Consider the following 11,952-nt stretch of genomic DNA (forward strand, 5'->3'; position numbering starts at 1 on the left):
GCCCCATGTCGAAGCCGTCGCTCTGCTGGAAAAGCCCAGGAGAAGGCGCGGCTGAGTCGGACAATGATCACGTTTGGTTGAGACCGGGCAATCCGCCGGATTGACGCCGCAAAGCCGCCTTTTTGCACCGGCCTAGTCCGGGCTCTTGGGCGGAAGCATCGGCACTCTCACCTGACGGATGATCGTAATGCGGACGGTCTCGAAATTCCTTGCCTTCTTCCTTGCCCTCTCCATTTTCGCGTTTGCGTCGACGGCCGGGGCGCTGGCGCAAAGCCAAAAGCGCCTTGCCTTCGTCATCGGCAACGCCGCCTATCCGGCCGGCGCGCTGGCGACGCCGGCCAACGACGCAGGCCTGATTGCCCAGACATTGCAGGCCGCCGGGTTCGACGTGGTCGGCGCGCGCGATGTCGACCAGGAATCGCTGCGTGGCGCCTATCGCGATTTCCTCGCCAAGGTGACGGCCGCCGGTCCCGACGCGGTGGTGTTCGTCTATCTGGCCGGGCAGGGACTGCAATTCGGGGGCGAGAACTATTTCGTGCCCGTCGATGCCCAGATATCCAATGCCGCCGATGTACCGATGGCCGCGGTGCGGGTTTCCGACCTCACCAAGCCGCTTGCCGCGCTGCCCACCAAGGTCAATATCGTCGTGCTCGACGCGGCACGGCCCAATTCCTTCGCCAAGTCGAACCAGCCGCTGGCCGGCGGCCTCGCACTGGTCGATCCCGATCCGAACATGCTGGTCGCCTTCAACGCTGCCCCGGGCACGGTCGCTCCGGAAGGCAAGGGCCCGTACGGCGCCTATGCCCAGGCGCTCGCCGAAATGATCCGGGATGGCGGCCTGCAGCTTGGTGACGTCTTTGATCGCACGCGGCTGCGCGTCAACGAGGTGACGCAGGGCGCGGAGGTGCCCTGGAACGCCTCCAAGATCAGCGATCCCTTCGTCTTCTTCGACCGTGGCCCGGATGCTCCGGCGCCGCAGGTTTCGGCCGCCGAGGTGCGGACAAACCGGACCAAGGAAATACGCGATTTCGATGCGCAAGACGCCTATATCGCGGCTCTCGATCGCGACACGATGCGCGGCTACGAGGATTTCATCGTCGCCTACCCGCACGACCCGATGGCCAAGCGTGTGCGCGCCATTCTGGCGGCGCGGCGCGAGGCGATCACCTGGCGCCAGACCTGGCTCAGGGATACGCCCGAAGCCTATTGGTCCTATCTCGATCGCTATCCACATGGCCCGCATGCCTGGGATGCCCGCCGCCGGCTCGAGCATTTCGACGCCGCGCTTGAGCCGCCGCAGGGTTTTGCCGTCTATGCCTACGAGGTACCGCCGCCACCGCCGGAAGAGATCGTCTATGTCGACCGGCCCGTGCTCTATTTCGACGACCCCGAGTTCGACTTCGATCCGCCGCCGCCCGTGGCGGTGGTCTTCCTGCAACCGCGGCCGCGCGACTTCATTGAGCTGCCGCCACCACCGCAGCCAGTCGGTATCTTCCTTCTGCCTACGCCTGCCTTTGTGCCAGTGCCGGCCTGGGTGAACCCGCCGCACGACATCTTCCCGCCGCCGAACGACGTCATCTTCAACAACATCCACAACACCACCATCGTCAACAACACGACGATCAACGAGAACCAGGGCGGCCTCACCACCGGCCAGAAGCTGACCGCAGGTGCGGTGGGTCTGGGTGCGGCCGCATTGGCGACCAAGGTGGCGCTGCCGGCTTTCCTGCAGAAGAAGGAGGCGACGCTCGCCAAGGTCAATCCGGGCGGCCTGCCGTCGAAGCTTGTGCGGACGGGTCAGCAGAACGGCGTCGCGCCGCGGGCCGACAGGCTGGCCGGTCACGCTCTGCCCGGCGCCGACGGCAAGACGCTGCCGCTGGTCAATGGCAAGCCTGTGCTCAATGGTCAGAACCTGCCCGATGACAGGTATGGCAAGCGCAAGCAGGGCGTTGCAGCCGCAAACGCTGCCGCGACCGCCAATGGCGGCACACCGGTTACGAATGGACAGGGCAAGGGCGCCAAGTTCCGCAAACTCCCGGCCGGCGGTGCCACGCCCGCCAACAATGGGCAAAATGTTCAGCTGAAAGGGAAGACCAACGATCCGGCGGCGCTCAATGGCCAGATCACGGCCAACGGCAAACTCAAGAAGCTTCACGGTCAAGGTGGGCGCGGCGCGGACACGACGAATGGGGCCGTTAACGGACAAGGCAAGGGGGCCAAGTTCCACAAGCCGCCGGCCGATGGCGGACCGGCGGGCGACAAGGTCTTAAGCGGCAATCCGCACCGCCAGGTCAAGCAGCAGGTGCAGGTGCTCTCGAAACCGCAGAAGCCGGACTTCCACGCCGCCCAGATGCGGCGACAGCCGCCGGCACAGCAAAAGCCGCAGCGGGAGGTCGGCAAGAAGCCGCCTTGCGGACATCCCAATGAACCTGCCTGCAAGAAGTAGTGTCGACGGCGAGCATGGCCGTGCTGCGCGACACACGGTCCCATCACAACTTCGTGGTTGGCCAAGGCCAAGATTGCGCGCTGCTTTGGCTCACTGTTACCAGTCGACATTGAGTGGGGCGCTCAAGGGAGTAAGCATAATGAGGATTGCAAGCGTTCTGACATCCATCGCCCTGGCCGGGTTCATTGCGACGGGAGCTGCCGCGGCAGCGACGACAGCAGCGACCACGACGACGGCGCCGGCCACGACCACGGCCGCCCCGGCGAAGAAGGTAAAGACGACTGCCATGACGCCTGAGAAAACGGCGATTTCGAAGCAATGTTCGGCACTTGCCGATGCCCAGAAACTGCACGGCAAGGCACGCGAGAAGTTCCGGGCCGACTGCAAGAAGAACGGCGGCAAAGCTACCTGATCAGGAGCCTATCCACGGCGATTGTTGCCAGCCTGCCCTGCTGGGGAGGCTGGTGGCGGTTGCGGAAAATATGAACCGGGTTTCCGTCTGAAGCCGGTTTCACTGGTCAAGAGCGGATGAGACGGTCGTGGGACCTTTCCGTCCCGACCGCTGAAAACTCGCCGAACGTCTGCAGGGCCTGGACCGCTGCGGTTCTGACACAAGCTCCTCAGTCGACGAGCTTGGCAGCATTCGTGAGGGGCTTCGGCGTGCCGCCCCGCTTGTTGATCGAAACCCAGATATTCGGGTTCTGCTGCGACTGGCGTTTCACGAAATAGTAGCCGGTCGCGTTCCACGGCCTGATTTCGTTGACCAGATTGTCGAGGACCAGATCGCCTTTGTCGGTTTTCACCGTCAGGATGGTGTGGCCTTCATTGTCGAGGTCGTGCACCACGGTCATCAGCAGCGCCTGCCGGGGGAATCCAGCCTCCTGAAGAAGCTTGCGCTTGTAGAGTGCGTAGATCTTGCAGTCGCCCTTGCCGTCAACCGGATAATCCCAGTGGTCCGCCATCGTGCCCCAGTGATCGAAATTGCTGACGGGTTTGATGGCGCTGTTCGCCTTCTGATTTATCCGCTTGAGAATGCGCAGGTTCTGCGCGGTCAGCTTGACGCTGGCGGCCGGCAGAGCGGGCACCTTGCACTCTTTTGGCCGGCGATGGCAGAAATCGACCCAACCGTAGGGGACGCTGGTGGAGCCGCCAACCGCGGCGGAGAGTGACCCATCCTTGGATGGTTGCGTCGATATTCGCTTGAACAAGGTCGACTGTGCCGCCGCCGGGCTGACTTGCAGCGATGTCGCACCAATTAGCGAAACACAGCCAATCAGGAAAGAGGAAGTCAGGACGCCGAGGGAACGCAGCACAGGCAACACCACCGCACGAGAGGACTGATCAAAGGTAATGTGGCGATGGGGAGCGATCAATTAAACATTTAAGAAGACGTTAACATGTTCGTGTTCAGGCCCGCAAACGCGGCGTGGCGCCGGCACAAGGCACTGCGCCACGCCCGTCATCGCTATGCTTCTTGCACGTCCCCAAGCCCCGCCGCTTGCGCGGCCCTGATCAATTTGCGGTCGAAGGTCGCGAATCCTGTGCAATGCGCGGATTTTCCAAGGTGTAGCGCATCCGCGAAATCCACACCGGTCTCGACCAGATCGAGCGCGGAAGAGACAATTTGCGCGTCTTCGATTTCAACCATGGGAAGGCCGCCGAACGCCCGCAAAGCTCTGACGATAGTGGCCTGATCATAACCGTAGGCGCTTCGCAGCACCCATTCGGCTTCCAGGATGACCGTCACGGCGACAAACACAGGGTGGTCATCGATCACGCGCCGGGCGCGCGGGGATTGCTCGGGATGATCGTTCGTCAGATACCGAACGACGACATTGGTATCAATCGCGAGCATGCCGCCGCCGTGCTTCGGCGAGAACGCCTGCATCCATCTCTTCAAGCGTCTTCGGTCTGCCGCTGTGGGGCAGGGAACCAAAAACGTCTTCAGGCCGGGTTGCGGCAAAGGCGGGTGCTGGCTTCAAAAGAACGCCCTCCGGCGTGTCTTCGACCTCCAGGCGAGTACCGGCCCCCCATTCCCTGCGCTTGCGGATCGCGCTGGGCAGGATCACTTGCCCCTTGGTCGAGACGGTGGTGGTGAGCTTCTCGGAGCCGGCCATTTGTATCTTGCCTCGATGTAAGACAAGCGTAAGATAGTCGGAAATGGCGCCGATTTCAAGGCTATGGCGGTCCTATCAAACCCGCGTGCCGCCGACCGTCATCTGGTTCATCCTGAGATGCGGCTGGCCGACGCCGACCGGCACGCCTTGTCCGCCCTTGCCGCACATGCCGATACCATTGTCGAGCTTCATGTCGTTGCCGACCATCGAGACGCGGTGCATGGCATCCGGCCCGTTGCCGATCAGCATGGCGCCTTTAATCGGCTGCGTTACCTTGCCGTTCTCGATCATGTAGGCCTCGGTGCAGCCGAACACGAATTTCCCCGAAGTGATGTCGACCTGGCCGCCGCCGAAGGAGACGGCGTAGATGCCGTTCTTGACCGAGGCGATGATCTCGTCCGGCTCCATGTCGCCTGACGTCATGTAGGTGTTGGTCATGCGCGGCATCGGCTGGTGCGCATAGCCTTCGCGCCTTCCGTTGCCGGTGGCGTTCATGCCCATCAGCCGGGCATTCTGCCGATCCTGCATGTAGCCGACCAGTTTGCCGTCCTCGATCAGCACGTTGCGGGCCGAAGGCGTGCCTTCATCGTCGACAGTGAGCGAGCCGCGCCGCTCGGGGATGGTGCCGTCGTCGACGACGGTGACGCCCTTGGCGGCGACCTGCTCGCCCAGCAGGCCGGCGAAGGCCGAGGTCTTCTTGCGGTTGAAGTCGCCTTCCAGCCCATGCCCGACGGCCTCGTGCAGCATGACGCCCGGCCAGCCGCTGGACAGCACGATGTCGAACGTGCCCGCCGGGGCAGGGATCGCCTCGAGATTGACCAGCGCCTGCCTGAGCGCCTCCTTGGCGGCGTGCTTCCAGCTGTCCTCGATCAGGAAGTCGCCAAAAGCCTTGCGTCCGCCCATGCCGTAGGAGCCGCTTTCCTGGCGGTCGCCATCGCCGACCACGACTGAGACGTTGATGCGGACCAGCGGCCTGATATCGCGCACCACCTGACCGTCGGCACGCACGATCTCGACATGCTGCCAGGACGCGGCAAGCGAGGCCGTCACCTGGCGCACGCGCGGATCCTCGGCGCGCAGCCAGGCGTCGATTTCCTGCAGCAGCTTTGCCTTGGCCTCGAAGGAGGGCGAGGGGATCGGATTCTCATCGCCATAGAGATGGCGGTTGGTGCGGGCGGGTGCGGCGGCTAGCGTACCCGAGTAGCCGCCCTTGACGGTCGAGACGGCAGCGGCCGCGCGCAGCAGCGAGGCTTCGGACAGGTCGCTGGAATGGGCGTAGCCGCTGGCTTCACCCGCGACCGCGCGCAGGCCAAAGCCCTGGTCGGTGTTGAAATTGGCGGTCTTCAGCCGGCCATTGTCGAACATCAGCGCTTCGCTCTCGCTGTATTCGAGAAACAGTTCGCCGTCGTCGGCGCCGTTGATGGTGTCGGCGACGATCTGCTTGATGCGATCGTCTGAAATGTCGAATTGGCCGATCAGGCTGTTCATGGCGCATCCGTTCGTGGGAAGAGAGCTGGTTTCCCACGATGTAGGCGCGAAGCCGCGCCGAGACAATCGCCCCGACGCGATGTGAGGGCAAATGCGCTCGCCGACAGGTCGCCGGCGTCACTTCTGGTTGATGAAATCCTTGATGTTGGTGGTCATCGTATCCCAGTTCGAGAACTGTTCCTCGAGATTGGCCTTGGTGATGCCGCCGATGAAGTTGATATCCATCTTGAAGTTGGATCCGTCGCCGGAGAAGGCCTTCACCCAGCGATATTTCTTGTTCCACTCGTTGGCCTGCTGAGCCGTGAAGGCGTCGGTGTAGCCCGAGGAAAACTGGATGGTTTTGCACTTCTCGTGGTTTTCGCAGCCATAGAAGTAGATCAAGTACTTCATGCCTTCGAGCCGGCCGGTGATCATGGGGTCGCCACCGTCGTCCTTGTCCAGCTTCGCCGAGCCGTAGCCCTTGGCCATGTCGAGAATTGCAGCCGGATCAGGCGCTGTGATGATTTCGCTATCGTCAGCCCACGCAACGGAAACCGCGCCGGCCAAAATCAGACCGGCCGATAGAAGCATTGAAAACGAGCGCATAATGATCCACCGCCAAAAACCCGCATCCCCTAGGAATTCTGCGTCAGAGGCGGGTTTTTCGCAAGCGTCCTGCGGTCAGGGCAGGGCGGCAAAGCCGTCGGCAAACCCCTTGAGGTCGACAGGGATGCCTATGCCTTCTTCAGGCGTCTGGAAGACGATGAACGTCGCCGACGTGCCGGTCTTCAATGTGTCGAGCAGCGGCTTTTCGAGAATGACTTCGGCGTAGCAGCCGTCCTGGAAGCAGCGCACGAAATAGGCGCGGCCGATGTCCTTGCCGTCGACATTGAGGCCGAGGCCGTTGGGCAAAAGCACGCCGAGCGGTGCCAGCACGCGCAGGATTTCGGCCTTGTTGTCGGCGGTGCGCAGCACGACGACCGACAGTCCCATCTCCGGACGGTCCTCGGCGACGACATTCTGCATCATCACGCATTGTTCAGAGGTTGCACCGGCCGGCGTGTCGCAGATGATCGACCAGGCGCCATGCGTCGAGCGCACCGTGCCGCTCGGCTGGGCGGCATTGGCCTGACCGGTGACGAACAGACCGGCCGCGGACAAGATAGCGAGAAACACGGCCTTCGCCAGTGCTCTCGAAAGCTCCTGTCTCGTATGCCTCAGTCTCGAAAGCCAAGAGTTCATGACGGCTCCATTGCGAATCACGGCACTTTAAGCCGCGCCAATGCCAAGTAAAGGACGAGACCGCGGCCGAACTGTCCCGAAACAGGCAATACAGCGCTTTTCCCTGCCAAATTCGCCTGAATTACGACGCTTCGCACACCCCGCCAGCATGAGGCGGGCGACCCGCCGAACATACGCGATTCCAGGCCGTGGCCGCTGCCCCGGAAGGGCCACGCCAGCTTGCGCGCAAAAATGCCGCACAGTTTCCTCCGCTCCTTTCTTGCGGAGGGAAAAAGAGTATGGTTTGAACCACCTTGAGACTGTCGGGATTCCCGTCCCGGCATTGTTCGTTATTCTCGTTGGCACGGCCGCGAGGAACTGGGAGACGAAGAGGGCGATGAGAAATTTCCTAGCAGACGCCAGGTTTCTAGCCAGTGCCAAGTTTCTGGGTGCTTGTGCTGCCACCGCGTTTTTCGCCGGCACATCCGCCCATGCCGATCAGCCCGTGGCCTGGGAAACGACCTTCCAGGCGCCGGCGACCGACATGATGCGGCAGATCGAGTGGTTCGGAAACTACACGATGTGGTTCATCGTCCCGATCACCCTGCTGGTGCTGTTCCTTCTCGCCTATTGCATCATAAGGTTTCGGGCGAGCGCCAATCCGGTCCCTTCGAAGACCAGCCACAACACGCTGATCGAGGTAATCTGGACGGTCGGCCCCGTCATCTTGCTGCTCTTGATCGCCATTCCTTCGTTCCAGCTGCTGACCGCGCAGTACACCCCGCCGGAAGAAGCCAAGCTGACCGTCAAGGCGACCGGCAACCAGTGGAACTGGGATTACGAATACCAGACCGACAACACGCTCTCCTTCAACTCCGCCATCCTCCAGGAGGGCGACCGTGCCGCCGCCGGCAAGGAAGATCGCAAGGTCTATCCGCGCCTGCTCGCCGTCGACAATGAACTGGTGGTGCCGGTCAACACGATGACCCGCGTGCTCGTCACCGCGACGGATGTGATCCACTCTTTTGCCATGCCGTCTTTCGGCATCAAGATCGACGCCGTTCCGGGGCGCACCAACGAGACCTGGTTCAAGGCGGAGAAGGAAGGTATTTTTTACGGCCAGTGCTCGCAGCTCTGCGGCAAGGACCATGCCTTCATGCCGATCGCCATCCGTGTCGTCTCCGACGCACAGTTCAAGACCTGGCTGGCGGCAGCCAAGACCAATCTGCCCGGCGCCAACAAGACGCTGATGGCCGAGGTCGATGGCCAGAACAAGGTAGCGGCCGCCGGCAACTGATGCCGCGGGTTAGCAAGATTTAGGGAACGGAGCGGAACATGGCAGACGCTGCAGCTCACGACGGGCACGACCACAAACCTTATCACGGTTGGGTGCGCTGGGTTTATTCGACCAACCACAAGGATATCGGCACGCTCTACCTGATCTTCGCGATCATGGCCGGTATCATCGGCGGCGCGCTGTCGGTTGCCATCCGCATGGAATTGCAGGAGCCTGGTATCCAGATCTTCAGCGGTCTGGCGCAGATGGTCTACGGCATGAACGGTGACGCCGCGATCGACGGCGGCAAGAGCATGTACAATGCCTTCGCCACCGCGCATGCGCTGATCATGATCTTCTTCATGGTCATGCCGGCGCTGATCGGCGGCTTCGCTAACTGGATGGTGCCGATCATGATCGGTGCTCCCGACATGGCGTTCCCGCGCATGAACAACATCTCCTTCTGGCTGCTGCCGCCGGCCTTCATCCTGCTGCTCACCTCGATGTTCATGCCGAGCGCGCCGGGCGCCTACGGTGTCGGTGGCGGCTGGACGCTCTATCCGCCGCTGTCGACCTCGGGTCAGCCCGGACCGGCCATGGATCTGGCAATCCTGTCGATCCATATTGCCGGTGCCTCGTCGATCCTCGGCGCCATCAACTTCATCACCACTATCTTCAACATGCGCGCCCCTGGCATGACGCTGCACAAGATGCCGTTGTTTGCCTGGTCGGTGCTGGTCACCGCCTTCCTGCTGCTGTTGTCGTTGCCGGTTCTGGCCGGTGGCATCACCATGCTGCTCACCGACCGCAATTTCGGCACCACCTTCTTTGCTCCCGATGGCGGCGGCGACCCGATCCTCTTCCAGCATTTGTTCTGGTTCTTCGGTCACCCGGAAGTCTACATCCTGATCCTGCCGGGCTTCGGCATCATCAGCCACGTCATCTCGACCTTCTCGAAGAAGCCGGTGTTCGGTTATCTCGGCATGGCCTACGCGATGGTGGCGATCGGCGCCGTCGGTTTCATCGTGTGGGCGCACCACATGTACACGACCGGCCTGTCGCTCGACACGCAGCGCTACTTCGTCTTCGCCACCATGGTCATCGCGGTGCCGACGGGCGTGAAGATCTTCTCCTGGATCGCGACGATGTGGGGCGGGTCGATCTCGTTCAAGACGCCGATGCTGTGGGCGCTGGGCTTCATCTTCCTGTTCACCATCGGCGGCGTCACCGGCGTCCAGCTGGCCAATGCCGGCCTCGACCGCTCGCTGCATGACACCTATTTCGTCATCGCCCACTTCCATTACGTGCTGTCGCTGGGCGCGGTGTTCGCCATCTTTGCCGGCTGGTACTACTGGTTCCCGAAGATGACCGGCTACATGTACTCGCCTGTCATCGCCAACACCCACTTCTGGGTCACCTTCGTCGGCGTCAACCTGATCTTCTTCCCGCAGCATTTCCTCGGCCTCGCTGGCATGCCGCGCCGCACCATCGACTATCCGGACGCGTTTGCCGGCTGGAACTATGTGTCGTCGATCGGCTCCTATATCTCGGCCGTCGGCGTGGCGATCTTCCTCTACTGCGTGTTCGAAGCCTTCCAGAAGAAGCGGGTCGCCGGTGCCAACCCATGGGGTGAGGGCGCCACCACGCTCGAATGGCAGCTGCCTTCGCCGCCGCCGTTCCACCAGTGGGAGCAGCTGCCGAAGATCAAGTAAGGCGGCTCCCCGCTCGAATACGAAACCGCCGGTTCGCCGGCGGTTTTGGCCAACGGAATGATGGACTGAGTACGCATGGCCCTAGTCGACGAAACCAGCATTGACGAAGCGGGCTTCCGCATGTCGGAAGCGACGGCGGGCGATTTCTTCGCCCTGCTGAAGCCGCGCGTCATGTCGCTGGTGGTGTTCACCGCCTTTGTCGGTCTGGTCGCTGCTCCCGTGACCATCAACCCGCTGCTGGCGGTGATCGCCATCCTGGCCATTGCCATCGGCGCTGGCGCCTCGGGCGCGCTCAACATGTGGTATGACGCCGATATCGACGCGGTGATGACCAGGACGGCCAGCCGTCCGGTGCCATCCGGCCGCATCCAGCCGCACGAGGCGCTGACCTTCGGCCTGGTGCTCTCGGTGCTGTCGGTGATGACGCTCGGCGTGCTGGTCAACTGGTTGTCGGCGAGCCTGCTGGCCTTCACCATCTTCTTCTATGCGGTCGTCTACACGATGTGGCTGAAGCGCTGGACGCCGCAGAACATCGTCATCGGCGGTGCTGCCGGTGCCATCCCGCCCGTCATCGGCTGGGCCGCTGTAACCGGGTCGGTCAGCCTTGAAAGCATCATCCTGTTCCTGATCATCTTCCTGTGGACGCCGCCGCATTTCTGGGCGCTGGCGCTGTTCAAGTCCGAGGATTATGGCCGCGCCGGCATACCTATGATGCCCAATGTCGCCGGCGAGGCGTCGACCCGCCGTCAAATCTTCGCCTATGCGCTGGTGCTGGCCCCGGTCGGCGTGCTGCCGTGGCTGCTCGGCTACACCACGCCGATCTATGGCGTGGCCTCTGTCCTGCTGGGCGTTGGCTTTGTCTGGTATGCGTGGAAAGTGCTCGGCATGGCCGACGACGACCGCGCCATGAAGCCGGCCAAGGCGCTGTTTGCCTATTCGCTGCTCTATCTCTTCGCCATCTTCGCTGCCTACCTGGCCGACAGCGTCGTCGAACGCGCACTTGCCATGGGTGGGGCATGATCATGGCCGAGGAAAAACTCGAGACGGTCACGCTGACCGATCGTCAGAAAAAAGCCCAGCGCAGCCGGTCTATCGCCATTGGCGTGGCGCTGGCGTTGCTGGTCGTCATTTTCTACATCGCGACGATCGTCAAGTTCGGCCACAATCTGGGCACGATGTGATGAGCGTCGAGATGCCCAAGAAGACGCCTGGAAAGACCAGCAACCGCATCGTCGCGGCGGTCTGCCTTGCCTTCTTCAGCGGCATGATCGGCATGGCCTATGCCGCCGTGCCGCTCTACAAGATGTTCTGCCAGGCGACCGGCTATGGCGGCACGACGCAACGTGCCGAGAAGCAGTATGCCGGCCGTGTGCTTGACCGCGAGATCACCGTCCGCTTCGACGCCAATATCGCTGGCGTGCCGTGGGAGTTCCAGCCGGTCCAGCGTTCGATGACCATGAAGATCGGCGAGACGGTGCAGGCGCATTATCAGGCGACCAACAAGTTCGATCGCCCCGTCACCGGCCGCGCCACCTTCAACGTGCAGCCGGAACTGGCGGGCCCGTACTTCAACAAGGTCGAGTGCTTCTGCTTCACCGATACGTCGCTGAAGCCCGGCGAGACGCTGGACATGCCGGTCCTGTTCTACGTCGATCCCGATATCGTGAATGTGCCGGAACTGAAGGACGTGAAGACGATCACCCTGTCCTATAC

General features: G+C 62.3%; 13 protein-coding genes. 7 read left to right on the forward strand and 6 right to left on the reverse strand.

Going from position 1 to position 11,952, the window contains the following annotated elements; genetic code table 11:
• Positions 1-178: 178 nt before the first annotated feature.
• Positions 179-2,446: a caspase family protein gene (locus tag AC1DX0_RS21850; protein WP_477219654.1), complete on the forward strand. Its 2,268-nt coding sequence runs from the start codon at positions 179-181 to the stop codon at positions 2,444-2,446.
• Positions 2,447-2,585: 139 nt separating this feature from the next.
• Positions 2,586-2,858, forward strand: a complete 273-nt coding sequence (locus AC1DX0_RS21855) for a PsiF family protein (protein WP_477219653.1) — start codon at positions 2,586-2,588, stop codon at positions 2,856-2,858.
• Positions 2,859-3,066: 208 nt separating this feature from the next.
• On the opposite strand, the gene AC1DX0_RS21860 is transcribed toward AC1DX0_RS21855, so the two are convergent.
• The 6 genes from AC1DX0_RS21860 to AC1DX0_RS21885 form a co-directional block, all read right to left on the reverse strand.
• Positions 3,067-3,759: a transglutaminase-like cysteine peptidase gene (locus AC1DX0_RS21860; RefSeq protein ID WP_477219792.1), complete on the reverse strand. Its 693-nt coding sequence runs from the start codon at positions 3,757-3,759 to the stop codon at positions 3,067-3,069.
• Between the two features lie 152 nt (positions 3,760-3,911).
• The gene (locus AC1DX0_RS21865) at positions 3,912-4,301 is read right to left on the reverse strand and encodes a type II toxin-antitoxin system VapC family toxin (protein WP_477219791.1); all 390 of its coding nucleotides are present in this window, start codon (positions 4,299-4,301) and stop codon (positions 3,912-3,914) included.
• Positions 4,288-4,563, reverse strand: coding sequence for an AbrB/MazE/SpoVT family DNA-binding domain-containing protein (locus AC1DX0_RS21870; RefSeq protein WP_477219652.1), 276 nt, complete (start codon positions 4,561-4,563; stop codon positions 4,288-4,290). The genes AC1DX0_RS21865 and AC1DX0_RS21870 overlap by 14 nt, the downstream gene beginning before the upstream one ends.
• A gap of 75 nt (positions 4,564-4,638) precedes the next feature.
• Entirely contained in the window at positions 4,639-6,051 is a 1,413-nt protein-coding gene (gene tldD, locus AC1DX0_RS21875; RefSeq protein WP_477219651.1) for a metalloprotease TldD, read from the reverse strand.
• A gap of 117 nt (positions 6,052-6,168) precedes the next feature.
• On the reverse strand, positions 6,169-6,636 hold the full coding sequence (locus AC1DX0_RS21880; RefSeq protein ID WP_477219650.1) for a YbjN domain-containing protein: 468 nt from the start codon (positions 6,634-6,636) through the stop codon (positions 6,169-6,171).
• A gap of 75 nt (positions 6,637-6,711) precedes the next feature.
• Positions 6,712-7,272: an invasion associated locus B family protein gene (locus AC1DX0_RS21885; protein WP_477219649.1), complete on the reverse strand. Its 561-nt coding sequence runs from the start codon at positions 7,270-7,272 to the stop codon at positions 6,712-6,714.
• Between the two features lie 376 nt (positions 7,273-7,648).
• On the opposite strand from AC1DX0_RS21885, the gene coxB reads away from it, so the two are divergent.
• The 5 genes from coxB to AC1DX0_RS21910 all read left to right on the forward strand — a co-directional run.
• Complete coding sequence (gene coxB / locus AC1DX0_RS21890) at positions 7,649-8,548, forward strand: cytochrome c oxidase subunit II (RefSeq protein ID WP_477219648.1); 900 nt, start codon at positions 7,649-7,651, stop codon at positions 8,546-8,548.
• Between the two features lie 38 nt (positions 8,549-8,586).
• Entirely contained in the window at positions 8,587-10,239 is a 1,653-nt protein-coding gene (ctaD, locus tag AC1DX0_RS21895; RefSeq protein WP_475451835.1) for a cytochrome c oxidase subunit I, read from the forward strand.
• 75 nt (positions 10,240-10,314) lie between these two features.
• Entirely contained in the window at positions 10,315-11,259 is a 945-nt protein-coding gene (locus AC1DX0_RS21900) for a heme o synthase (RefSeq protein WP_027041466.1), read from the forward strand.
• Positions 11,260-11,261: 2 nt separating this feature from the next.
• Entirely contained in the window at positions 11,262-11,420 is a 159-nt protein-coding gene (locus AC1DX0_RS21905) for a hypothetical protein (RefSeq protein ID WP_477219801.1), read from the forward strand.
• Positions 11,420-11,952: cytochrome c oxidase assembly protein (locus AC1DX0_RS21910; RefSeq protein WP_477356836.1), on the forward strand; the 533-nt coding region annotated here is incomplete at its 3' end. The genes AC1DX0_RS21905 and AC1DX0_RS21910, both read left to right, overlap by 1 nt.

It is taken from the genome of Mesorhizobium sp. P3_A9 (assembly GCF_056402975.1).

What these genes read in the sequence shown, in the direction of transcription:
- AC1DX0_RS21850 (WP_477219654.1), top strand. Translation starts at nt 179, where the DNA reads ATGATCGTAATGCGGACGGTCTCGAAATTCCTTGCCTTCTTCCTTGCC.
- AC1DX0_RS21855 (WP_477219653.1), top strand. Translation starts at nt 2,586, where the DNA reads ATGAGGATTGCAAGCGTTCTGACATCCATCGCCCTGGCCGGGTTCATT.
- AC1DX0_RS21865 (WP_477219791.1), bottom strand. Translation starts at nt 4,301, where the DNA reads ATGCTCGCGATTGATACCAATGTCGTCGTTCGGTATCTGACGAACGAT.
- AC1DX0_RS21870 (WP_477219652.1), bottom strand. Translation starts at nt 4,563, where the DNA reads ATGGCCGGCTCCGAGAAGCTCACCACCACCGTCTCGACCAAGGGGCAA.
- tldD (WP_477219651.1), bottom strand. Translation starts at nt 6,051, where the DNA reads ATGAACAGCCTGATCGGCCAATTCGACATTTCAGACGATCGCATCAAG.
- AC1DX0_RS21880 (WP_477219650.1), bottom strand. Translation starts at nt 6,636, where the DNA reads ATGCGCTCGTTTTCAATGCTTCTATCGGCCGGTCTGATTTTGGCCGGC.
- AC1DX0_RS21885 (WP_477219649.1), bottom strand. Translation starts at nt 7,272, where the DNA reads ATGAACTCTTGGCTTTCGAGACTGAGGCATACGAGACAGGAGCTTTCG.
- coxB (WP_477219648.1), top strand. Translation starts at nt 7,649, where the DNA reads ATGAGAAATTTCCTAGCAGACGCCAGGTTTCTAGCCAGTGCCAAGTTT.
- ctaD (WP_475451835.1), top strand. Translation starts at nt 8,587, where the DNA reads ATGGCAGACGCTGCAGCTCACGACGGGCACGACCACAAACCTTATCAC.
- AC1DX0_RS21900 (WP_027041466.1), top strand. Translation starts at nt 10,315, where the DNA reads ATGGCCCTAGTCGACGAAACCAGCATTGACGAAGCGGGCTTCCGCATG.
- AC1DX0_RS21905 (WP_477219801.1), top strand. Translation starts at nt 11,262, where the DNA reads ATGGCCGAGGAAAAACTCGAGACGGTCACGCTGACCGATCGTCAGAAA.